Raw genomic sequence first — 21,731 nt, 5'->3', positions numbered from 1 at the left:
TCCGGCTGCCGCACGGCGCGGGCCCCGTTCCTCCGGGAGCGGGGCCCGTCTCGCGCCGCGGTCAGTTCCAGGTGCGGGTGCGCAGCGGGAGGCCGGAGGCGCCGGACTCGGGGGTCCTGATAGCGAGGACCTGGTTGACGCCGATGCGGTTGCGTTCGAAGGCGAGCGCGGAGGCGGCCATGTACAGCCGCCAGACGCGGGCCCGGCCCGGGCCGGCCAGGGCCGCCGCATGCGCCCAGTCGGCCTCCAGCCGCTCCACCCAGCGGCGCAGGGTGAGGGCGTAGTGCTCGCGGATGGACTCCACGTCGCGGACCTCGAACCCGGCGCGCTCCAGGTTGGACACGGTGGTGCCGATCGGGGCGAGTTCGCCGTCGGGGAAGACGTAGGCGTCGATGAACGGGTCCACGCGGTAGGCCGTCTCGTCGCGCTGCGGGCGGCGCGCGATCTGGTGGTTCAGCAGCCGGCCGCCGGGCTTGAGGAGGCGGTGCAGGACGGTGGCGTACTCCAGGTACCGCTCGGATCCGACGTGCTCGGCCATGCCGATGGAGGAGACGGCGTCGTAGGGGCCGTCGGTGACGTCGCGGTAGTCCTGTACGCGGATCTCGATGCGGTCGGTCAGTCCCTCGTCGGCGATGCGCTTGCGGGCGTAGGCGGCCTGTTCCTGGGAGAGGGTGATGCCGACGACGTTCACACCGTGCTCGCGGGCGGCGTGGATGGCCATCGAGCCCCAGCCGCAGCCGACGTCCAGCAGGCGCTGACCGGGCTTCAGGGCGAGTTTGCGGGCGACCAGTTCGAGCTTGTCGTGCTGGGCCTGTTCGAGGGTGCCCTGCGGGGGCGGGGCGGGCCAGTAGGCGCAGGAGTACACCATGGACGGGCCGAGGACGATCTCGTAGAAGTCGTTGCCGACGTCGTAGTGGTGGCTGATGGCGCGGCGGTCGGTGTGCCGGGTGTGCAGTCCGCGGCGGGGGCGGCGGGCCTCCTCGCGGGGCGGGGCGGGCGGCAGCGGGAGGCCGGCGAGGGCGATCAGTCCGCGGGCGGCGGAGCGGAAGGCGGGATCGCGCAGGGAGCGGGTGAGGGAGGGGGCGTCCTCGCCGCGCTCCCAGACGAGGCCCGCGAGGAGGTCCAGGGCGGTGTAGAGGTCGCCCTCGATGTCGAGGTCGCCGGCCACCCAGGCGCGGGCCAGGCCGAGTTCGCCGGGCTTCCACAGCAGGTGGCGCACGGCGCGGCGGTTGCGTACGAGCAGGATCGGGGCGTCCGGGGGGCCGGCCTGCGACCCGTCCCAGGTGCGGACGCGGACGGGCAGCGGGGTGCCGATCAGTTGTTCGAGCAGGCTCTTCAGCCGCGGGGCTGCGTCTGCCATGAGGTACACCTCCATGACGGGGAATACCGGAATGTCGTCACCACGTAAACACTCCGACACGCTCCGGACAGTCCCCGGCACGCGTCATGACTGGGCAAAAGCCCTCGGCGGCGGTGCCGGCGGCCGTCCTCGCCGACGCCGTACGGGTGTCCGGGAACGCCGAAGGGGCCGCCCGCACCACGGATGGCGGGTGGCCCCTTCGGGGAGGTGTGACCGGAGGTGGACCGGCAGGGTCAGGAGGCCTTGGCCTCGGTCTTCTCCTGCTGGGCCGCCGCGGGCGCCGGCGCCGGCTTGGCCGCCTCGTAGAACTCCTCGCGCGGCGTCTCGATCGCGCCGAGCGAGACGACCTCGCGCTTGAGGAACATGCCGAGGGTCCAGTCGGCGAAGACGCGGATCTTGCGGTTCCAGGTCGGCATCGCCATGCCGTGGTAGCCGCGGTGCATGTACCAGGCGAGACGGCCCTTGAGCTTGATCTTCATCTTGCCGAAGACGATCATCGCGACGCCCTTGTGCAGGCCGAGGCCCGCCACCGCGCCCTTGTTGGCGTGGCTGTACTCCTTCTGCGGGAAGCCCCGCATGCCGGAGACGACGTTGTCGCCGAGGACCTTCGCCTGGCGCAGCGCGTGCTGGGCGTTCGGCGGGCACCAGGCGTTCTCGTTGCCCGCCTTGCGGCCGACGAGGTCCGGGACCTGGGCGTTGTCGCCGGCGGCCCAGATGTAGTCGGTGCCCTTGACCTGGAGGGTGGGCTCGGTGTCGACGTGGCCGCGCGGGCCCAGCGGCAGGCCGAAGCGGGCCAGCGCCGGGTTCGGCTTGACGCCCGCGGTCCACACGATGGTGTTGGAGTCGACCTCGAGGCCGTTCTTGAGCACCACGTGGCCGTCGACGCAGGAGTCCATCGACGTGGACAGGTAGACCTCGACGCCGCGGCCCTCGAGGTGCTCCTTGCCGTACTTGCCGAGCTTCGGACCGACCTCGGGGAGGATCTTGTCCGCGGCGTCGACGAGGATGAAGCGCATGTCCTCGCGGGACACGTTGTTGTAGTACTTGGCCGCGTCGCGGGCCATGTCCTCGACCTCGCCGATGGTCTCCGCGCCGGCGAAGCCGCCGCCGACGAAGACGAAGGTGAGGGCCTTGCGCCGGATCTCCTCGTCCGTGGTGGAGTCGGCCTTGTCGAGCTGTTCGAGGACGTGGTTGCGCAGGCCGATGGCCTCCTCGATGCCCTTCATGCCGATGCCCTGCTCGGCGAGGCCGGGGATCGGGAAGGTGCGGGAGACCGCGCCGAGCGCGATCACCAGGTAGTCGAAGGGCAGCTCGTACGCGTCGCCGACCAGCGGGGCGACGGTGGCGACCTTGCGGTCCTGGTCGATGGTGGTGACCCGGCCGGTGAGAACCTCCGCCTTGGGCAGCACGCGTCGCAGCGGGACGACGACATGCCGCGGGGAGATGCTGCCGGCGGCGGCTTCGGGGAGGAAGGGCTGGTAGGTCATGTACGACCGCGGGTCGACGACGGTGACGGTCGCCTCGCCGTAACGCATCTTCTTCTGGATGCGCCGAGCTGCGTACAGGCCTACGTACCCACCGCCTACTACGAGGATCCTGGGACGCTCCGTGGTGCTCATGCCATCGAGTATCCACCCGCTCGGAGGGGGTACCTCGTGCGCCCCTTCACAAGGTCCGACAGCCCCTGTGTTACACTCCCGCGCTTTTTGATCCAGATCACAGCGCGTGACGGGAACCGGCTCACCCGACGGGACGTTGTCAATGCCGCGTGAGCTGCCTCTCTGTCGACCGGAGGGCGTTGTGAGGGCGGACTCCGAGTCGACCCGTGCCTTCCCGGGCCCACCGCTCCCGGCGCCTTCTGAACGCGTTCAAAGGGGTGTTGGGGCCCCGAACGGGTCAACAGAATCAAGTTCTTCGATCCACCGGGGCCAATTCCTTGTGAAGAAGTTCACGAACATTCTCGGCGGACCCCCTCCACAGGGCCCGCACCGACCCTCCGAAGGCCGCTCAAACGCTATCCCGACAGCTCAGCAGAGTGCTACCGATCGGTAATAAAGGAGACTCAGGCCACGGACCAGGCGATGCCGTCGAGGATCGCGCACGAACGCGATTCCCCCCTGAGCCTGCGTTGTGTACACGCAGGCGCGTACACTGACTCCATGACTGAGAACACCGTGACCGTACGGGAAGCCCGCGCGCACCTCGCCGATCACATCAACCGGGCCGAGGAAGGTGTCCCGACCGTCATCACGCGCAACGGCGCCCCGGTGGCGGCCGTGGTCCCGATCGCAGACTTCGAAGCCCTGGAGGAAGCGGCCGACGTCATGCTGGCGCGCGAGGCCGAAGCGGTCCTGGCCGAGGGCGGCCCCACCGTGACGATGGCGGAACTGCTGGCGGACCTGTTCACCGAACAGAACGGCGACGCGGCGTGAAGTACGCCTTCCGGTTCACCACGGCGGCGCAGCGGCAGCTCCGGGCCATCAGCCGCCCCGACGCCATGCGCATCCTGACCGCGCTGACCGCGCTCGGTGACGACCCGTACCGCCAGGACGCCGACGTCAAGAAACTCACCGGCCCGTCGGGCCTCTGCCGGCTCAGGGTCGGTAGCTACCGGGTCGCCTACCAGATCAACGATGGTGAACTCGTCGTCCTCGTGGTCAAGGTGGGCGACCGGCGGGACGTCTACCGCAACCTCTGACGCCCCGCCCGGTGCCAGGATCGTTCGACAGTGCCCCTCAGCGCGCCTCGGCGGCGCAGCTGTGAGCGATCCCGTCGAGGATGTCGTGCTCCGACACCACGACCTCCTGCGCGCCGATCCGCTCCATGATCGACAGCAGGACCAGCGCGCCCGCGCCGATGACGTCGACCCGGCCCGGGTGCATCGAGGGCACGGCCGCGCGTTCGGCGTGCGTGGAGCGCAGCAGCCAGTGGGTGATCTCGCGGACCCGGTCGCGGGAGACGCGTGAGTGGTGGATCGCCTCGGAGTCGTACTCGGGGAGGTCCTGGGCGATGGCCGACACCGTCGTGACCGAGCCGGCCAGGCCGACCAGGGTGTGCGCCTCGCGCAGCGGAACCGTCTCCTCGGCGCGGTCGAGGGCGGCCTCGATGTCGGCGCGCATCGCCGCGATCTGCTCCTCGCTCGGCGGGTCCGTCACGGCCCCGTCCCGCACCAGGTGCCGCTCGGTCATCCGGACGCAGCCGACGTCCACGGAGCGGGCGGCGCGCACGTGGTCGTCGCCGACGACGAACTCGGTCGAGCCGCCGCCGATGTCCACGACCAGGAACGGGCGGCGCAGGCCGGAACGGCCCGTCAGCTCCTTGGTGGCGCCGGTGAAGGAGAACTCGGCCTCCTGGTCGCCGGTGATGACCTCGGGCTCCACGCCCAGGATGTCCAGCACCCCGCGCACGAACTCGTCGCGGTTCTCGGCGTCACGGGAGGCGGAGGTGGCGACGAAGCGGAGGCGTTCCGCGCCGTGCTCCTTGATGATCTCCGCGTACTCGCGGCAGGCGGCGAAGGTCCGCTCCAGCGCCTCGGGCGCCAGCCGGCCCGTCCGGTCGACGCCCTGGCCGAGCCGGACGATCGTCATCCGCCGGTCCAGCTCGGCCAGTTCACCGGTGGCCGGCTCCACGTCGGCCACCAACAGGCGGATGGAGTTGGTACCGCAGTCGACGGCGGCGACCCGGGTCACTGACCGTCCTCCTTCTCCGTGGCGGACTCGGCAAGCGGCACGCAGGGGCCCTTGCGCCACCACTCCGGCAGCATCGCCAGCGCCTCGTCACCCAGCGGGTTGACGCCGGGGCCGGCGGCCAGCGAGTGGCCGACCAGGACGTGCAGGCACTTCACCCGGTCCGGCATGCCGCCTGCGCTGGGGAAGTTCTTCAGCTCCTCGATCTCGTCGCGGCGCCGGATGTAGTCCTCGTGCGCCGCGCGGTAGGCGGCGGCCAGCTCCGGGTCGGTGGCCAGCCGCTCCGTCATCTCCTTCATCACGCCGTTCGCCTCCAGCGTCCCGATCGCCGAGGCGGCCCGCGGACAGGTGAGGTAGTACAGCGTCGGGAAGGGGGTGCCGTCGGGCAGCCTCGGCGCGGTCTCCACGACGTCCGGCTGCCCGCAGGGGCAGCGGTGCGCGATGGCGCGCAGCCCGCGCGGGGGCCGCCCGAGCTGCTGCTTGAAGGCCTCGACGTCCGCGTCGGTGGGCTCGGTGCGCGGGGTCGTGGGCGGAGGCGTGTCCATATCTGCCTTTATCTGTCTTTCTGCGGATCTCTGCGGGTCTTGCGGATCTCTGCGGGGCTCTGTGGATCTCTGCGGGGCTCCGCGAAGTCTGTGCGGCGTTCGGCGAAGGGTCACCGGGCGGCGGCGTCGGCCTTGTCGACGCCGTCCCAGACGTTCGCGTACCAGGGGCGGTCGGCGGCGTCGAGGTCGGTGCGCGACTGCTCGGCCGGACCCGGGTCGACGACGATGTAGCCGGTCTCGCCGGGCATGACGTAGTGCAGGCGCCGGCGGATCTCCTGCTCGGCGTACGCGTCGTCCTGCCAGCGCGCCTTCAGGTCGCGCAGCCGTTCGACGCGTTGGCGGGCCTCGTCCTGCTCCTGCTGGAGGTCGGCGATCTCCGCCCGCTGGGAGACGTACTGCCGCATCGGGTAGGCGAGGGCCACGATCAGCGAGCAGACCACCAGGGCGAGCAGCGCCGCCCGGCCGGTGAGCCGGGAGCGGCGGGCCTGCCGTTTGGTCTGCGAGCGGTAGACCCGGGCCGCGGTCTGCTCACCGATCAGCCGGATCCTGGTCGCGGTGGAGAAACGGTCCCGGTCCTTCACGGCCATGTCTCCCCGCCTCCCGTTCCACCGTCATACGCGCGTACGTCCCCGGACACGGTACGGGACCGAGTACGGGGACGTACGTACGACGCCGCTACTTACGGGTCGGGTCAGCCCTTGAAGCGCGGGAACGCGCTGCGGCCGGCGTACACCGCGGCGTCGTCGAGGATCTCCTCGATGCGCAGCAGCTGGTTGTACTTGGCGACGCGCTCGGAGCGGGCCGGGGCGCCGGTCTTGATCTGGCCGCAGTTGGTGGCGACGGCCAGGTCGGCGATGGTGACGTCCTCGGTCTCGCCGGAGCGGTGCGACATCATGCACTTGAAGCCGCTGCGCTGGGCCAGCTCGACGGCGTCCAGGGTCTCGGTCAGCGAACCGATCTGGTTGACCTTCACCAGCAGGGCGTTGGCGGCGCCCTCCTCGATGCCGCGGGCGAGGCGCTCGGGGTTGGTGACGAACAGGTCGTCGCCGACGAGCTGGACCTTGTCACCGAGCTTGGCGGTGATGGTCTTCCAGCCCTCCCAGTCGTCCTCGAACAGCGGGTCCTCGATGGACACGAGCGGGTACGCGTCGACGAGCTCCGCGTAGTACTCGGTCATCTCGGCGGCGCTGCGCTCCTTGCCCTCGAAGGTGTAGACGCCGTCCTTGTAGAACTCGGAGGCGGCGACGTCGAGCGCGAGGGCGATCTGCTCGCCGGGGGTGTAGCCGGCTTCCTTGATCGCTTCCAGGATGAGGTCGAGGGCCTCGCGGTTGGAGCCGAGGTTCGGGGCGAAGCCGCCCTCGTCGCCGAGGCCGGTGGCCAGGCCCTTGCTCTTCAGGACCTTCTTCAGGGTGTGGTAGACCTCGGCGCCCCAGCGCAGGGCCTCGGAGAAGGACTCCGCGCCGATCGGGGCGATCATGAACTCCTGGATGTCCACGTTGGAGTCGGCGTGCGAGCCGCCGTTCAGGATGTTCATCATCGGCACCGGCAGCAGGTGCGCGTTCGGGCCGCCCAGGTAGCGGAACAGCGGCAGGTCGCTGGCCTCGGAGGCGGCGTGGGCGACGGCGAGCGAGACACCGAGGATGGCGTTGGCGCCGAGGGAGCCCTTGTTGTCGGTGGCGTCCAGGTCGAACATCGCCTGGTCGATCAGGCGCTGCTCGGTGGCGTCGTAACCGACGAGCTCCGGGCCGATCTGCTCGATGACGGCCAGCACGGCCTTCTCGACGCCCTTGCCCAGGTAACGGCCGGCATCGCCGTCACGGAGTTCGATGGCCTCGAAGGCGCCGGTGGAGGCGCCGGAGGGGACGGCGGCACGACCCGTGCTGCCGTCGTCGAGGCCGACCTCGACCTCGACCGTGGGGTTGCCTCGGGAGTCCAGGATTTCCCGGGCTACGACGACGTCGATGGACGGCACGAGCATCTCCTTCGTGGATGTGACGCGGTGGGCAGGGCCGCGGTGGCTCTGCGAGACCGAGCCTAACCGGCTCCGGGCGATCGGCCAGCCGGTCGCCCGACCCATGGACAGAACCGAGAGTAAATTGTTTCCGAACGGAACAAAGCCTGGAACGGAAACCGGATCGCAACCCGGGCGAAAGGCGGACCGGAAAAAGCCCCACCCCGGTGCGTACGGGGGAAAACGCACCGGGGCGGGGAGCCCGTGGGCCGGGGGGAACGGCCGTGGGGCCGGGAAGGACCCAGGGGCCGGGTGAGGACCCGAGGGCCGCGGACCGGGAGGGCCGTGCCCTTACTTCAGGTGCAGCTGCTGGCCCGGGTAGATGAGGTCGGCGTCGTCGACGATGTCGTCGTTCAGCTCGAACAGCTCGGCCCAGCCGCCCTTGACGTCGTGCTCCTCGGCGATCGAGCTGAGGGTGTCGCCCTTGACGACCTTGTACTCGCCGTCGCCCTTGGCGACCTTCTTGCCGGTCGGAGTGGTGACGGTCTTCTTCGCCTGCTGCTCGGCGGCCGGGCGCTCGGTGGACCGGGAGGCCTTCTGCTCGGTCTCGCGGGACTCGGTGGAGCCGCTCTCCGGGGTCTGAGTGGAGCCGCCACCGCTGTACGGGGTGCTCGACAGGCCCGTGCCGCAGACCGGCCAGGCGCCCTTGCCCTGGCCCGCGAGGACCTTCTCGGCGATCTCGATCTGCTGGGCCTTGGTGGCCTGGTCGGCGGAGGCGGCGTACGCGGTGCCGCCGTACGCGGCCCAGGTGGAGGCGGAGAACTGCAGACCGCCGTAGTAACCGTTGCCGGTGTTGATGGACCAGTTGCCGCCGGACTCGCACTGGGCGACGGCGTCCCACTCGGAGGCGGTGGCGGCGGAGGCGTTGCCGGCCGCCATCAGCGGGGCGGCGACGGCGGCGCCGACGACACCGGTGACGGCGATGGCGCGGGTGGCCTTGGACGGACGGCGGTGCTTGCCCTTGCCGGAAAACAGCATGGATTGATCCCCTCACCGACGCCTGCGAGGTGAGCTGTCGGGTTCGGGCCGGTTGAGTTGCCCGGCCACGTCCCTCACGGGACGCGGCTTCACCCCGAGCCGTGTCCGTCGACTGCCCGGACTCGGCGCCTACCTTGGGTCCCCCGCTCCTGCCTACGGCGCATGACGCGTCGACTGTTCCCGTGCTGCCACTGGCAGGATTAGGCGTGGCGGCAGCCGGGGCCCGCGGTGGCGAGCGGTCACGACCGTAAACACGCGGCCCGCGGAAAGACAAAGACGATCAGGGCTTCTGAGACCTATCTCTCACAGTCTTTAAACCGGACATTCAGCGCGAACCGTGACGCCAACTTCCGCCGGAGCGAAGCCGCTTGACGCATCGCCCTTCGCCCCGGCGGCGCGTCACTTCCCGCCCGGCTCGATCCCCACCGCAAGCTCCTGACCGGGCAGGATGAGGTCCGGGTCGGCGCCCACGACCTGCTCGTTCTCGGCGTAGAGGGGCCGCCATCCGCCGCTCAGCCCAAGGGAGTCCGCGATGGACGAGAGGCTGTCGCCGGTACGCACGGTGTAGGAGCCGTCGGCCGCGTCGCGCGCGGCGTCGGAGTCGCGCGAGGCGTGCCGGCCGGACGACGCGGACGGACGGTCCTCGGTCGTGCCCTCGTCGGCGCTCTCGCCGCGGTGGCGGCCGCCGCCGGAGGTCCCGGTGTCGGCGGAGCCCGAAGACCCCTCGGCGCTTTCCGACTTGTCCGACTCGTCGCTTCCGGGGGTGGTCGAGGGCGAGGCTTCCGCTTCCGGGCCCTCGGACTCGGAGGCGCCGGAGGTGGCGGAGGGGTCGGCCGACTCGCCGGTCGTGTTCTGCGGACTCTGCGTGGCGTCCGTTCCGTCCGTCCCGTCCGTCCGCTCCGCGTCGGCCGACGGGTCGGAGGTGGGCGTCGGCGAGGAGGAGGCGGACGAATCGCCGGAGTCCGGCGATTCGGACGCGTCCGGTGTCGCGTCCTCCACCACGCCCGTGTCGATGTCGCCCGACACCGAGTCCTGCTCCAGGCCGGCGAGCAGTCCGCAGGTGCGCCACGCGCCGACGCCCTGGTCGGCCAGGATCCGCTCGGCCACGGTTATCTGCTGTCCCCGGCTGGCCTGGTCGGCGCTCGGCGCGTAGTCGAGGCCGCCGTAGGCCTCCCAGTCGTCCTGGGTCAACTGCAGGCCGCCGTAGTAGCCGTTGCCGGTGTTCTGGCTCCAGGAACCGCCGCTCTCGCACTCGGCGACCCGGTCCCAGGTCGCGCCGTCGGCCGCGCTGGCGCTGCCCGCTCCGAGGAGCGGGATCGCGATGGCGGAGCCGGTCACTCCGGCCGCGACGAGGAGAGCCGGAGCCTGACGGGGGCGGCGGTGCCGACCGTTCCCGGAGAGCATGCGGAGACCTTTCGCAAGACAGCAATGACCCGCGGCGAGCAAACCGAGGTGCCGCGCTGATGGGTGAACGTATCCGCAGAGGATCACTTGTCACAAGTTCATGCCGCGCAGATCACGTGAAGATCACAGAGTTGAGGCCATGTCATGTTTGCGCTGGTCGGCTCGTGGGCACGGGCGCGGCGGCCGTCGGTCAGCGGCGCGACGGGGTGAACTCCACTGGCAGCGTGCGCAGTCCGCGCATGATGAGCCCGCCGCGCCAGCGCAGTTCGTCCGGTTCCACCGCGAGTCTCAGGTCCGGCAGCCGGGTCAGCAGCGCGGCGAGCGCGGTCTGTCCTTCCAGGCGGGCCAGCGGCGCGCCGAGGCAGTAGTGGATGCCGTGCCCGTACCCCAGGTGCTGGTTGTCGCGCCGGCCGAGGTCGAGCGCGTCCGGGTCGGCGAACCGCTCCGGGTCGCGGTCGGCGGCGGCGAGCACGACGAGGACCGGGTCGCCGGCCGCGATGTGCCGGCCGCCGATGGTGACCGGCTCGGTGGCGAACCGCCAGGTGGCGAGCTCCACGGGGCCGTCGTAGCGCAGCAGTTCCTCGACTCCGGTCGCCAGCAGTCCCCGGTCCCCGTCGGCGAGGGCCCGTTGCAGGCGCTCGCGCTGGCCGGGGTGGGTGAGCAGGGCGTAGGTGCCGTTGCCGATGAGGTTGACGGTCGTCTCGAAGCCGGCGAACAGCAGGATGAACGCCATGGCGGCGGCCTCGTTCTCGGTGAGGTGCTCGCCGTGGTCGGAGGCGCGGATCAGACCGGAGATGAGGTCCTCGCCCGGGGCCGGTTCCGCGGGCAGTTCCTCCCGTTTGCGGTGGATGAGCTCGGCGAGGTAGCCGCGCATCTTCTTCACGGACCGGGCGACGCCGCCCCGCGGCCCGCCCTGGTGACGGATCATCATGCCCGCCCAGTCCCGGAAGTCGTCCTGGTCCTCGCGGGGGACGCCGAGCAGGTCGCAGATGGCGTAGATGGGCAGGGGGAAGGCGAACTCGTGGATGAGGTCGGCGGAGCCGCTCTCCGCGAACCGGTCGATGAGTCCGTCGGTCAGCTCCCGCACCCGGGGCTCGAACTCGGCGACCCGGCGCGGGGTGAACGCCTTGCTGACCAGGCGCCGCAGCCGGGTGTGGTCCGGCGGGTCGATGTTGAGCAGGTGCGTCATCAGCTCCGCCTGGCGCTCCCCCGGGATGCCCGTCTTGCCCTTGGCGTGCGCGGGCTCGTCGTGGTGAGCGGGGTTCTTGGACAGGCGCGGGTCGGCGAGGGTCTGCCGGGCGTCGGCGTACCGGGTGACCAGCCAGGCCTCGACACCGCTGGGCAGCCGCGTGCGGTGCACCGGCGCGTGCTCGCGCAGCCAGGCGTAGGCGGGGTAGGGGTCGGCGGCGAACTCCCAGGTGAACAGCTCGGGAACGGGGCCGGGCTGGGGCGGCGGGGGCGGCGGGGTGGACTGGTCAGGCATGGGACGACCTCGATCGGGGGCGCGGCGGACCGCGCGGTACAGGGGTCCGGGGCGGGAGCCCCGCGGGGCGGGAACGTACGGGGGCGAAGGGGGTGGCGGGGGCGAGGGAGCCCTCGCCGTGCCCCGGCGTCAGGTGCCCTCCTGCCCCTCCGCCGCGCGTATCGCGTCCCGGTAGACCCGCGCCGCCGCCCGCAGCGCGGCCTCGGGGTCGACGCCGGACGCCTCGGCCCGCGCCGCCAGCGCCAGCAGCTCGTAGCCCACGCCCTCCCCGGTCGGCAGCGGCACGTCCAGTCCGGCGGTCCGGGCCCGGGAGGCCAGTTTCGCCGCGAGCGCCAGGCCGGGCTGGCCGAGCGGCACGCCCTCCGTCACCGAGCTGCGGCGCTTCTCCTCCGCCTTGGTCCGCAGCCAGTGCGCCTTGACGTCCTCCGGGGTGGCGGCCGTCTCCTCGCCGAAGACATGCGGGTGCCGGTGGATCAGCTTGGCGACGATGCCGCCCGCCACGTCGTCCACGGAGAACGGCTCCTCGGGGTGCTCCTCGGCGATCCGCGCGTGGAAGACGACCTGGAGCAGCACGTCACCGAGTTCCTCGCGCAGTTCGTCGCGGTCGCCCTCCTCGATGGCCTCGACAAGCTCGTACGCCTCCTCGATGCCGTACTTGGCCAGGCCCTTGTGGGTCTGCCGGGACGACCACGGGCACTCGGCGCGGATGCGGTCCATGACCTGCACGAGGTCGAGCAGGCGGGCGCCCGGCAGGTCGTAGGAGGCGGGCAGCAGCTCCAGCTCGGGCATCCGGACCCGGCCGGTGCCGGCCAGACGGGCCAGTCCGTCGGTCAGCGCGGGCTCGCCCTCGCCGGTGGCCACGACCACCACCGTGCGCCCGCCGGCGCAGGCGTCGACCAGTTCCTCGGCGGTCGGCGACGCCTCCTCGACGGCTGTCCCGGCCTCCCGCAGGTACGGCAGCTGCGGATGGGCGCCGTCCGCGCACAGCACCCGGTCCGCAGCGTGCAGGATCTGCCAGGCCGGCCAGGACAGCAGGCCGGGCGCGACGCGGTGGCTGGTGGTGAGCAGGACGATGCGGCCGACGGCGGCTTCCGGGTTCGGTACGGAGCTGATTGCGTTCACGTTCCGAAACTAGCCCACGTCGCCGACAGGCCCCGAGTTGTCCACAGGCCGCTGTCCACAGGCTCCTGCCGCCGGGACCATCGTCCACAAGCTCCTGCCGCCGGGACCATCGTCCACGGGCCCCGGCCGCAGGGCCTTCCTGCATCCACATCCGCAGGCCCCAGGCGAATGCCTTCGCCGACGGGCCGCGGGCAGGGCCGGGTCAGAGGGTCGGCGGGGCTCCCGCCGCGGTGATGTCCCGCACCCACGGGGTCTTCGCGTCGACGCGGCTGCTCTTCTCGGCGTCCCAGCTGCCGTAGCGCGGGTTGAGGTCGACGCCGAGGTCCTTGCTCGCCGAGGACAGCGCCTTCCAGAACTCGGGCCGGCTGGTGTCGGTGCCGAGCTGCTGGGCGAGCTTCTGCGCCTGGAGCTGGAGGCGCAGGTTGTCGTCGAGGCGCCGCGGCGGGATGCCGTACTGCTGCAGCCAGGCCGCCTCCAGCGCCTTCGCGCCGCCGGCCTGCTGCTCGAGACCGCCCCGCATCTCCTGGACCTCGCGGGGCGTGACGCGCACGCCCGCGTCCCGCGCGGCGCGCTCCAGCACCCGGTCCAGGACCATGCTGTGCAGGGTGTCGCGGGTGAGGCTGCCGGTCCGCGCGATGGCCTGCTGGTACTGGGCCTCGTCCGGGACGGCCGCCCGCTGGGCCGCGCGGACCTCGTCGACCCGGTTCTCCAGCTGCGACACGGTGATCCGCTCTCCGCCGACGACGGCGGCGGCGCCCGGGTGCGCGTCGTTCCCGCAGGCGGTGAGCAGGGGCGCCGCTGCGGCGATCGCGGCGGTGAGGAGGAGCGCGGTGCGACGGCGGCGGTGCAAGGAGACCTCCTGAGGGGAGCTTGTGCGGCGGTGCACAAAGTCTTGCGGTGATCGATGGTAGGCATCGGCCAAGCTCTGGCCAACCCATTCGACCAACGATTCACGGGGAGTTCCGGCACCGCCGCGCCCGCGCCGTCCGGCCGTGCGGCCCCTTTGGGGGCGGCTGTCCGGCTATCCGCGCACCTGTCCCAGCCACTGCAGGGTGCGGCGGATCTCGGCGGCCAGCGGGTGGCCGGGGCCGTGGGCGCGTTCGACGTCGTGCAGCAGCCGGACGAGTGTGTCGTGCGCGGCGGCGCGGTCGCCGAGGGCGAGCAGCAGGTGGCCGATGCGGCGGCGGACGTCGTGGGCGAGCTGCGGGTCACCGGCGGCCACGTACTGGTTCTCGTAGTACGGCAGCAGCGCCCGGTACTCGGCGAGGGCCGCCGCCGGTTCGCCGAGCTGTTCCAGGCACTGGGCGGCCTCGTAGCGGTAGCGCAGCGACTGCGGGTCGGCCTGGCCGGCCTCGGCGGCGCGCTCGTCGGCGAGGCGGCGCAGTTCCGGCAGGGCGCGCCGGTACTGGCCGTCGTCCAGGAGGGTGGCCGCGTACTGCTTGCGCAGGGTGCGTACGACCGGGGAGTGCTCGCCGTGCCGGTCGGCGGCGACGGGCAGGATCGAGCCGAGGATGTCGACGGCCTGGGTGATGCGGCCCTCGCCGAGCAGCCGCTTCACCTCGTCCACCGCGGCGGCGACGTCGGCCGTTCCCGCCATCGGTGCGGGCGGTGCGGCGGGGGCGGGCTGCGGCGCGGGGGTGCGGGCGCGGTCCGGCCAGGGGGCGTGCGGGCGCAGGAAGGGGCGGGTGGGGTCCAGGGGCGCGCCGGTGGGCGTTCCCCGCGCGGGGAGCAGCTGCGCCAGGTGCTCGTAGACCTCCTGCGCGGAGTCCGGGCGGTGCTGCGGGTCCTTGGCGAGCAGGCGCAGCACCAGGGCCTCCAGCGCCTCGGGGACCTCCGGGCGTATCCGGCGCACGGGGACCGGCGGCTCGTACAGGTGCCGGTGCAGCACGCCGAGCGCCGTGGAGCCCGCGAACGGCACGTCGCCGCTGAGCAGTTCGTGCAGCAGCACGCCGAGCGCGTACAGGTCGGTGTACGGGCCGACGGCGCCGCCCATGGCCTGCTCGGGCGCCATGTAGGCGGGCGAGCCGATGGGCGAACCGGTGTGGGTCAGGCGGGTGGTGTCGCTGTCCATGACGGAGGCGACACCGAGGTCGAGCACGGTGACGGTGCCGTCCTGCTTCACCATCACGTTGCGCGGCTTGAGGTCCCGATGGACGATCGGCACGGCGTGCACGGCGCTCAGCACGGCGCACAGTTGCGCGGCCACCGCCACCGCCCACTGCCACGGGTACGGGTCGTGTTCGGCGAGGTGGTCGCCGAGGTCGGCGCCGTCGACGTACTGCATGACGAGGAACAGCTCCTCGCCCTCGCTGCCCGCGTCGTGCACGGTGACCAGGCCGGGGTGGTCGACCTGCGCGGTCACCCGGCACTCGCGCACGAAGCGGCGGCGCAGTTCGTCGGCCTCCTGGCCGGCCACCTTGTCGGGGCGCAGCAGTTTCACCGCCACGCGCCGGTCCAGCCGCTTGTCGTAGGCCGTCCAGACCTGCCCCATGCCGCCCTGTCCGATGAGCGTGGACAGTTCGTAGCGGCCGGCGACGACACGTCCCGTCGTCACGCTCACCTTCCGCCTTCGTCGTTGCCGTGCGGGCCCTGCTGTCCGTCCTGGCGGCGCAGGTAGTCGCTGAGTTCGTCGAGCTCGGCACGCACCTGGTCGATCCGGGCCGGCGCGGGACGCTGCGGCGGCTGCGGCGGTACGGGGGCGTGCTGGGCCGGGGTGTGGGGGGCGGGGGTGTGGGGGGCCGGGGGCTGCGGGGCGGGCGTCGGCGCGTACGGCGAGGCGGGCTGCGGGGAGCCGGACGGGGGGGGGACGCCCGGGGCGGGGGGGGGCGGGGGGGGGGGGGGGGGGGGGGGGGGTGCGGGGCGGGCGTCGGCGCGTACGGCGAGGCGGGCTGCGGGTAGCCGTACGGGGAGTGGACGCCCGGGGCGTGCGGGCCCGGGGTGTGCTGGGTCGTGGCGGTGGCGGAGTGCACCGTGGTGGCGTGGGGCGACGGCGGCGGCACCGGGATGCCGTACGGGCCCGGCCGACGGTGCAGGCGTATGTCCACGGTCAGGAAGTAGGCGCTCGCGGCCGCGCCGAGGATCAGGGCCGAGGCCAGGGCGACGTCGGTGCGGTAGTCCGTCTCCGGCAGCGAACCGACCACCGCCAGGCAGACGATCGAGGCCGGGATGCTCAGCCAGGCCGCCACCCAGTCGAGGACCCGTCCCCGCACGATCGCGACCCGGAACAGCGGCACGCAGGCCAGCAGTCCGCACGACAGGAAACCGGCGGCGGCGAACAGCACCCGCAGGGCGATGACCGTTGCCGCGCTGCGGGTGGGCGGCGCCACACCGTGGCCGTACATGACTGCTCCTGGACTGGTATCCGACGGGAACCCGGTTCGGGAATCCGGTTCGAGAGTCCGAGCGTATAGGCCGACGGGGACAACCGGTCCCGGGATGTACCGAACCGTTGCGGTGCAGGATCAGTCGGGAGCGATCGTCCCGTCGGTCAGGCCGTCGTACATCCCGCGCACGAGCTGTTCGCCGAGCCGGCCGGCCTGGCGGAGCGCCCGCTCGAACTCGTCCAGGGCCCGGAACCGGGCGCCGTAGCGCCGCTGTTCGGCCGGGGGCAGCCGGGGCAGTTGGAGGCGGCGGACGTCGAGCCGGGTGGCGGTGGACGCGTAGCTGCTGGCCTGGCGGTTGTTGGCGGTGCCGCGCAGGAAACCGGCGAGGAACCAGGCGTCGAGCGCCGCCGGGTCGGGGCGCAGCAGCACGAGGTTGCGGCCCAGGGCGGCACCGGCGGTCTCCTCGTCGATGACGCGCGCGACGGAGCCGCCGCCGAGCACGGGGACGACGACGTCTCCGGGTTCGGTGAGCACCGCCTCCTCCTCGCTCTCCGGAAGCGTGCCGGAGGGAGCGGTTCCGGCGAGTACGTCGTGGTCGGTGAGCACGGGCACGCGCGCGGGCCCGCCCATTCCGCCGGTACGCATCACCAGGGCGCCGCCGCGCGCGAGTTCGCCGACGGTGGTGAGGGGCAGGCGCCCGGGAGCGGCCGACGGCTCGGGCGCCACGGGCGGCGGGGTCAGCGCCGCGGTCAGCCGCAACGTCTCACCGAGCCGTTCCCGTACGTCGGTGAGTTCGCCGGCGCCGTCCGACGCGGCCGGGGGCGGCAGATGGCGGGCCGGGGCGAGGTCGACGTCGTCGTCGAGGAGTTCGATGACGGGCACGGAACGGGCCAGTCCGGGCCGTTCGCCGAGCCGCCCGTCCCGGTCGAAGGCGCGCCAGGCGTCCAGGACCGTCTCGCGCACGCCCGGCCAGTCGGGGCCGCCGCGTCCCTCGCCGGCGAACTGCCCGGCGTCGGCGAGCAGCACCTCCGGCTGCGCGGGCTGGGCCTGGGCCGGCTGCGCCGGTGCGGGCCGGCGCAGCACCCACAGGTGCAGCGGGATGTTGTACGGGGGTGCCGCGCCGACCGGCAGGGCGATGACGGCGCGCAGGGCGCCGCGGCGCAGCAGGTCGGCCCTGATCCGGCGGCCGGAGCGGCGGGACGCGGCGGCGGGCGGCATCAGCAGGACGGCGACGCCGCCGTCCCGCAGCCGGGCCAGCGCGTGCTGCACCCAGGCCAGCTCGGACTCGGTGCGGGCCGGGAAGCCGTACTCCCAGCGCGGGTCGTAGGCGAGTTCGTCGTGTCCCCAGTTGCGCTCGTTGAACGGCGGGTGGCACAGCACGGCGTCCGCCCGCACCGCCGGGTGGGCGTCGGCGCGCAGGGTGTCACCGGCGGCGGCGTGCACGGGGGCGCGGGTGTGCAGGGCGAGGCGGAGCGCGGTGAGCGCGGCGAGTTCGGGGGCGCCGTCCTGGGCGTAGAGCTCCTGGCCGGGGCGGGGGGTGACGCGGCGCAGCAGGGCGCCGGTGCCGCAGGCCGGGTCGAGGACGGTACGGGCGGGGCCGGCGACGTCGGCCATGAGGCCGGCGAGGTCGGCGGGGGTGAGCGTGTACTGGCGCGGGTTGGCGTCGAGGTGCCGGCCGAGCAGGAACTCGAAGGTGTGCCGCGCGCCCTGTTCGGCGGCGAGTTCGGCCACACCGCGCAGGAGGGGGGCGGAGGGGAGGAGTTGGGGGGCGGTGGGGAGGCGGAAGGGGGCGGGGGTGAGGGGGGCTGGTGGTGGTGTGGTTGGTGAGGCGGAAGTGGGCGAGGGGGACGACGACGGTGGTGGGGATGCCGGTCGTGTGGAGGTGGAAGGGGCTGTCGGCGGCGCAGGTGTGTGCCCCGTGGGCTCGCCGTTGACGTCACCCGGGCTGTTCACACGGCCCGAGCGGTTCACACGCTTTTCGTCCAGCGCGCCGAGTCGCGGTGTGAGCGCCTCCTCCAGTGCTTCGGGCAGCATCGCGGCGAGCCGTTCGTCGGAGCCGGAGCTCACCTCCAGCCACACCGGGGAGCGGTCGTGGATCAGCAGCAGGACGCACCCGGCGTGGAGGAGGGCGGTGACCGGCCCGGCGGGGTGACCGGCGAGCTGCTGCCAGACGCGTTCCTTGAGCGGGACCTCGGCGAGCTTTCCGTGTCGGCGCAGCCAGTTCTCGACCTCGAGGAGCGCGAACGAGGGGCTGGTCTCGGTTCCGCCGACCGGCCGGGGGAAGTCCGCGTGCCGTCGGCGCCAGTTGCTGACGGCGGCACGGCCGACGCCTGCCAGCCGCGCGATCCCGGCGGCGGTCACTTCTGTCGCCTTGTCCTGCATGCCCGGCACCCCGCCCTGCCTTCCCGCTGCTCCCTGTGTGGCGACGAGCATACCGACGCACGCAACACCCAGGAGTTCACGCCGTGTACATCGCCACCCTTGTGAACCTGGTTGACTCGGTTCACAGCGCATGGTCTTATTGACCGCGTTGAACGAGCGGCAGGGCCGGCCGAAGGTGGTGCCGCATGGGGAGGGGACACAGACATGGGCATGAAGACCAAGATCGCGCTGGGCGCCGTCGTGGGGATCGTCGTCATCGGTGCCGTCTCGGCGAACTCCGGTGATGCGGACGGGGGATCCGCCGGGCAGGGCTCCTCCTCGGCGTCCGCGGAGCAGCAGTCCGGTGGCACGAACGCGGACACGCGGTCCGACGCCGAGCCCGCCGACGACAAGGGCGGCGCGGACGGGAACGCCGAGGACGAGGGGGCGGAGAAGGCCTCGCAGGCCGAGCAGTTCAAGGGGTTCGTGCAGAAGAACGGGACGGCCGCCGAGAAGGAGGCCGTCTCGCACGTCACCAAGGTCCAGGGCGCCGACGAGCAGAACGACATCCTCGACTCGGCCAACGTCTACACCGACTTCACCGGCGGTCTCATGGGTGAGGGAACGGGCCCCGCCAACCTCATCGCCTCCGCGTTCGCCGACTGGAAGCAGAGCGACAACGGCCTCGTCACCGTCTACGACGCCGAGGGCGAACTGCTCGGCACCGGCAACTTCTGAGCCGCTCCCACCGTCCTTCCACTTCACCCCTGAGGGAATCCATCATGCGTCGCACCGCACTCGCCGGACTCTGCCTCGTCGCCGTGTCCGTCGCCGCTCTCACCGGCTGCGCCGGCGAGGACCAGGCGAACGGCGGTTCATCGAACGATCCGACCGGCCGCAGCACGACGAAGGAACCGAACAGCACGAGCCGGCCGGAGAAGAAGCCGTTCGCCGGGCTGACCGGCGGCGAGATCGCCGACAAGGCCTTCAAGGCCACCGCCGGCGCCTCCTCCCTGCGGATGTCGGGCGACGTCCCCGACGAGGAGTCCGGCGGCACCATCCGCCTCGACATGGCCCTGAACGAGGCGGGCGACTGCTCCGGCACGATGGGCTTCGGCAAGCAGGGCGAGGCCGAGCTGATCAAGACCGGCGACGTCCTCTACCTGAAGTACGACGAGGCGTTCCTGCGGGCCCAGAGCAAGGGCGAGCCCCAGGCGGACGTGGACGCGGCCGTGGCGCTGCTCGCCGGGAAGTGGGCCAAGATGTCCACCGACGACGCGGACGCCGAGGACCTCTCGACCTTCTGCGACCTCGACATGGTGTTCGGCGGCGCCGAGGAGGGCAACTCGGCCGCCACCCGCGGCAGGACGACGACCGTCGACGGCGCGCAGGCCGTCACGGTGGAGGCGCGGGACGGCAAGGACCACTTCACGCTGTACGTCGCCACCGAGGGCGAGCCGTACCTGCTGCGCCTCGACAGCGCCTCCGCCGACGATCCCGGCTCGATCACCTTCAGCGACTACGGCAAGTCGGTCCCCCTGGACGCGCCGAAGGGCAACGTCCTGGACCTCGACTCGCTGAGCTGACGACCGAGGACCGTCCTGGTTGCCGGTGCCACGCGCTCGACGTGGCACCGGCTCACTGCGTCGATCCCGCGGCCGGCCCCTGCCCGGGACGCGCGGCCCAGCCACCGGACGGCCACTGCCGTCGACCAACCGTCACCGCAGGGCGACTGTCACCGCGAGGCGACCGTCACCGCGGGACTGGCGTCGCCGTCGACCGACCGTCACCGCCGACCGACCGTCACCGCAGGGCTGGCGTCACCGCGAGGCAACCGTCACCGCGGGGCTGGCGTCGCCGTCGACCGACCGTCACCGCGGGGCTGGCGTCGCCGCGGGGCGACCGTCACCACGGGGCTGGCGTCGCCGTCGACCGACCGTCACCGCGGGGCTGGCGTCGCCGCGGGGCGACCGTCACCGCGGGGCTGGCGTCGCCGTCGACCGACCGTCACCGCCGGTCGGCAGGGACGGGAGCCGGCAGCAGCCGCGTCCCGACCGCCGCCGGAAGAAGCCGCTCAGCCCTCGCACTGCCGCAGCATCGCGCGCTCGTCGGGTGCCGTCACCGGCAGCTCGTACTTGACCGCGACCTGGGCGAAGCGCACCGCGTAGGCGCAGCGGATGCGCTTGTCCGGCGGGAGCCAGGTGGCCGGTCCGGCGTCTCCCTTGGCCGAGTTGGCGCGGCCCTCGACCGGTATGAGGTTCAGCGGATCGTTCGCCAGTTGCTGCCGCTTCTCCTCGGGCCAGCGCGAGGCGCCCATCTGCCAGCTGTAGGAAAGCGGGACGACGTGGTCCACCTGCACCTCGGCGGCCTGCTCCTTGCGCCACTCGATCGTCGTCCCGGTGTACGGGTCGGCCAGTGTCATGGCGATCACCACGCAGTCGGAGCCGGACCGGAAGCGCAGCTTCTCGCCGTCGCGCCGGAGCAGGTCGTTACGGGTGTCGCAGCCGTTCCTGGCGAGCGGCACGCCGTCGGCCGTGTCCATCCAGGCGTAGCCGAACTCCTCGCGGTCGTAACCGGTCTTCGGTCCGCGGCCCTTGGTGGTCACCTTGCCGATCAGGTCGACGGCCTCGGCCCGGTCCACCTCGCCGGCCACGGGCGCCAGGCCCGGTTCGGTGCCGTCGGGATTGTCCAGCGGGCTGACGGCCCGCCCGTCGGGCGCCGCACTGCCGCCTCCGCCGCCGGCCGGGCGGTCCTTGTCCGGCACCGATTCGCAGCCGGCGAGGAGAGCCGCGGCGACGGCCACCGCCACCCCCGCGTACCGGACCTTCCCGCCCCGCCCCATGTGTCGCGTCACGCGCCCCTCCCTCGCTCCCCTGCTCTCTGCCCCGGCGTGGGCGGACCGATCCGCTCCGGCGCCGGAACTCACCGTAAAGAGCGAGGCACACCCGGAAATGGTCCAGACCAAAGCCGAGGTTTGTGGGCATTCGCTCGAATCCGCGCGTATCGTCTGTTTTGAGTCACCTCCGGAAGGAGCTCTGGATGGGCATCCTCGACAAGTTCAAGAGCAACAAGGCGGCGCGCGACAAGGCCAAGCAGGCCTCGGACGCCGCCGAACGGAAACTGAACGAGAGGACCGGCGGAAAGTACGAGCAGCACATCGACACGGGCCAGCAGCAGGCCGAACGCCGGCTCGGCATGGACCGCGACCGTCCCGACCAGCCGTAAGGCCTCACGCACCCGTCGAACCGTCCACGGCGCACCGCGCCGTGGACGGCTGCGCGCAACCGCCGCGCGCCGGACGACTGGCCCCCGGCACGGGCGCCAGGCCCCGACGCCGAGGCCATCGAGCACCCGGCACGGACGTCAGACCCCCGGCGCAGACGGCGTCAAGAACCCACCGCGGAGGTCAGGGACCTGACCGCGCAGGTCAGTCAGGTACCTGACCGCGCAGGTCAGGA

General features: G+C 72.5%; 19 protein-coding genes and 1 riboswitch. Of the genes, 5 read left to right on the top strand and 14 right to left on the bottom strand.

Features of this window, described 5'->3' with window-relative positions:
- Window positions 1–61: 61 nt before the first annotated feature.
- Both FGW31_RS20615 and FGW31_RS20610 read right to left on the bottom strand, forming a co-directional pair.
- Window positions 62–1,360, bottom strand: coding sequence for an SAM-dependent methyltransferase (locus tag FGW31_RS20615; protein WP_142194909.1), 1,299 nt, complete (start codon window positions 1,358–1,360; stop codon window positions 62–64).
- Between the two features lie 233 nt (window positions 1,361–1,593).
- Window positions 1,594–2,979 carry an NAD(P)/FAD-dependent oxidoreductase gene (locus tag FGW31_RS20610; RefSeq protein WP_142194908.1) on the bottom strand — a complete coding sequence of 462 codons (1,386 nt, stop codon included), beginning with the start codon at window positions 2,977–2,979 and terminating at the stop codon, window positions 1,594–1,596.
- A gap of 540 nt (window positions 2,980–3,519) precedes the next feature.
- On the opposite strand from FGW31_RS20610, the gene FGW31_RS20605 reads away from it, so the two are divergent.
- Entirely contained in the window at window positions 3,520–3,792 is a 273-nt protein-coding gene (locus FGW31_RS20605; protein WP_030739901.1) for a type II toxin-antitoxin system Phd/YefM family antitoxin, read from the top strand.
- On the top strand, window positions 3,789–4,058 hold the full coding sequence (locus tag FGW31_RS20600; RefSeq protein WP_142194907.1) for a type II toxin-antitoxin system RelE family toxin: 270 nt from the start codon (window positions 3,789–3,791) through the stop codon (window positions 4,056–4,058). The genes FGW31_RS20605 and FGW31_RS20600 overlap by 4 nt, the downstream gene beginning before the upstream one ends.
- 37 nt (window positions 4,059–4,095) lie before the next feature.
- Here the strand turns inward: FGW31_RS20600 and FGW31_RS20595 are convergent, their stop codons facing one another.
- The 11 genes from FGW31_RS20595 to FGW31_RS20540 all read right to left on the bottom strand — a co-directional run bounded on the left by FGW31_RS20595 (window position 4,096) and on the right by FGW31_RS20540 (window position 18,294).
- Window positions 4,096–5,049 carry a Ppx/GppA phosphatase family protein gene (locus FGW31_RS20595; protein ID WP_142194906.1) on the bottom strand — a complete coding sequence of 318 codons (954 nt, stop codon included), beginning with the start codon at window positions 5,047–5,049 and terminating at the stop codon, window positions 4,096–4,098.
- Window positions 5,046–5,591: a DUF501 domain-containing protein gene (locus FGW31_RS20590; protein ID WP_142194905.1), complete on the bottom strand. Its 546-nt coding sequence runs from the start codon at window positions 5,589–5,591 to the stop codon at window positions 5,046–5,048. The genes FGW31_RS20595 and FGW31_RS20590 overlap by 4 nt, the downstream gene beginning before the upstream one ends.
- A gap of 110 nt (window positions 5,592–5,701) precedes the next feature.
- Window positions 5,702–6,178: an FtsB family cell division protein gene (locus FGW31_RS20585; protein ID WP_142194904.1), complete on the bottom strand. Its 477-nt coding sequence runs from the start codon at window positions 6,176–6,178 to the stop codon at window positions 5,702–5,704.
- Between the two features lie 104 nt (window positions 6,179–6,282).
- Entirely contained in the window at window positions 6,283–7,563 is a 1,281-nt protein-coding gene (eno, locus tag FGW31_RS20580; protein WP_142194903.1) for a phosphopyruvate hydratase, read from the bottom strand.
- Between the two features lie 330 nt (window positions 7,564–7,893).
- Window positions 7,894–8,580 (bottom strand): transglycosylase family protein, encoded by a 687-nt coding sequence (locus FGW31_RS20575; RefSeq protein WP_142194902.1) that lies wholly within the window; start codon window positions 8,578–8,580, stop codon window positions 7,894–7,896.
- Between the two features lie 4 nt (window positions 8,581–8,584).
- Window positions 8,585–8,751, bottom strand: a riboswitch (cyclic di-AMP (ydaO/yuaA leader).
- 228 nt (window positions 8,752–8,979) lie between these two features.
- The gene (locus FGW31_RS20570) at window positions 8,980–9,984 is read right to left on the bottom strand and encodes a LysM peptidoglycan-binding domain-containing protein (RefSeq protein ID WP_142194901.1); all 1,005 of its coding nucleotides are present in this window, start codon (window positions 9,982–9,984) and stop codon (window positions 8,980–8,982) included.
- 190 nt (window positions 9,985–10,174) lie between these two features.
- On the bottom strand, window positions 10,175–11,467 hold the full coding sequence (locus tag FGW31_RS20565; protein WP_142194900.1) for a cytochrome P450 family protein: 1,293 nt from the start codon (window positions 11,465–11,467) through the stop codon (window positions 10,175–10,177).
- Window positions 11,468–11,596: 129 nt separating this feature from the next.
- Window positions 11,597–12,589: a nucleoside triphosphate pyrophosphohydrolase gene (locus tag FGW31_RS20560; RefSeq protein WP_142194899.1), complete on the bottom strand. Its 993-nt coding sequence runs from the start codon at window positions 12,587–12,589 to the stop codon at window positions 11,597–11,599.
- 202 nt (window positions 12,590–12,791) lie between these two features.
- Window positions 12,792–13,439 carry a SurA N-terminal domain-containing protein gene (locus FGW31_RS20555; protein ID WP_142194898.1) on the bottom strand — a complete coding sequence of 216 codons (648 nt, stop codon included), beginning with the start codon at window positions 13,437–13,439 and terminating at the stop codon, window positions 12,792–12,794.
- 171 nt (window positions 13,440–13,610) lie between these two features.
- On the bottom strand, window positions 13,611–15,107 hold the full coding sequence (locus tag FGW31_RS20550; protein ID WP_220511103.1) for a serine/threonine-protein kinase: 1,497 nt from the start codon (window positions 15,105–15,107) through the stop codon (window positions 13,611–13,613).
- 943 nt (window positions 15,108–16,050) lie between these two features.
- Window positions 16,051–18,294 (bottom strand): N-6 DNA methylase, encoded by a 2,244-nt coding sequence (locus FGW31_RS20540; RefSeq protein WP_142194896.1) that lies wholly within the window; start codon window positions 18,292–18,294, stop codon window positions 16,051–16,053.
- 204 nt (window positions 18,295–18,498) lie between these two features.
- Between FGW31_RS20540 and FGW31_RS20535 the strand changes: the two genes are divergently transcribed.
- Entirely contained in the window at window positions 18,499–19,011 is a 513-nt protein-coding gene (locus FGW31_RS20535; protein WP_142194895.1) for a hypothetical protein, read from the top strand.
- A gap of 44 nt (window positions 19,012–19,055) precedes the next feature.
- Entirely contained in the window at window positions 19,056–19,859 is an 804-nt protein-coding gene (locus tag FGW31_RS20530; protein WP_142194894.1) for a hypothetical protein, read from the top strand.
- A 488-nt stretch (window positions 19,860–20,347) separates the two neighbouring features.
- Here FGW31_RS20530 and FGW31_RS20525 read toward each other — a convergent pair whose 3' ends face one another.
- Entirely contained in the window at window positions 20,348–21,115 is a 768-nt protein-coding gene (locus FGW31_RS20525; protein ID WP_142195007.1) for an HNH endonuclease family protein, read from the bottom strand.
- Window positions 21,116–21,312: 197 nt separating this feature from the next.
- Here FGW31_RS20525 and FGW31_RS20520 point away from each other — a divergent pair, with 197 nt between their 5' ends.
- The gene (locus FGW31_RS20520) at window positions 21,313–21,498 is read left to right on the top strand and encodes an antitoxin (RefSeq protein ID WP_142194893.1); all 186 of its coding nucleotides are present in this window, start codon (window positions 21,313–21,315) and stop codon (window positions 21,496–21,498) included.
- Window positions 21,499–21,731 lie beyond the last annotated feature (233 nt).

Origin of the sequence: Streptomyces calvus, from assembly GCF_006782915.1 — a bacterium.
GTDB classification, from domain to species: domain Bacteria; phylum Actinomycetota; class Actinomycetes; order Streptomycetales; family Streptomycetaceae; genus Streptomyces; species Streptomyces calvus.
Note: the sequence above shows the minus strand (reverse complement) of the source record. Positions and strands in the feature narration are given on the sequence as shown.

Bases quoted from the DNA above. Each gene is read 5' to 3' on its own strand.
- FGW31_RS20615 (WP_142194909.1), bottom strand. From the start codon at position 1,360: ATGGCAGACGCAGCCCCGCGGCTGAAGAGCCTGCTCGAACAACTGATC.
- FGW31_RS20610 (WP_142194908.1), bottom strand. From the start codon at position 2,979: ATGAGCACCACGGAGCGTCCCAGGATCCTCGTAGTAGGCGGTGGGTAC.
- FGW31_RS20605 (WP_030739901.1), top strand. From the start codon at position 3,520: ATGACTGAGAACACCGTGACCGTACGGGAAGCCCGCGCGCACCTCGCC.
- FGW31_RS20590 (WP_142194905.1), bottom strand. From the start codon at position 5,591: ATGGACACGCCTCCGCCCACGACCCCGCGCACCGAGCCCACCGACGCG.
- FGW31_RS20585 (WP_142194904.1), bottom strand. From the start codon at position 6,178: ATGGCCGTGAAGGACCGGGACCGTTTCTCCACCGCGACCAGGATCCGG.
- FGW31_RS20575 (WP_142194902.1), bottom strand. From the start codon at position 8,580: ATGCTGTTTTCCGGCAAGGGCAAGCACCGCCGTCCGTCCAAGGCCACC.
- FGW31_RS20570 (WP_142194901.1), bottom strand. From the start codon at position 9,984: ATGCTCTCCGGGAACGGTCGGCACCGCCGCCCCCGTCAGGCTCCGGCT.
- FGW31_RS20565 (WP_142194900.1), bottom strand. From the start codon at position 11,467: ATGCCTGACCAGTCCACCCCGCCGCCCCCGCCGCCCCAGCCCGGCCCC.
- FGW31_RS20540 (WP_142194896.1), bottom strand. From the start codon at position 18,294: ATGCAGGACAAGGCGACAGAAGTGACCGCCGCCGGGATCGCGCGGCTG.
- FGW31_RS20535 (WP_142194895.1), top strand. From the start codon at position 18,499: ATGGGCATGAAGACCAAGATCGCGCTGGGCGCCGTCGTGGGGATCGTC.
- FGW31_RS20530 (WP_142194894.1), top strand. From the start codon at position 19,056: ATGCGTCGCACCGCACTCGCCGGACTCTGCCTCGTCGCCGTGTCCGTC.
- FGW31_RS20525 (WP_142195007.1), bottom strand. From the start codon at position 21,115: ATGGGGCGGGGCGGGAAGGTCCGGTACGCGGGGGTGGCGGTGGCCGTC.
- FGW31_RS20520 (WP_142194893.1), top strand. From the start codon at position 21,313: ATGGGCATCCTCGACAAGTTCAAGAGCAACAAGGCGGCGCGCGACAAG.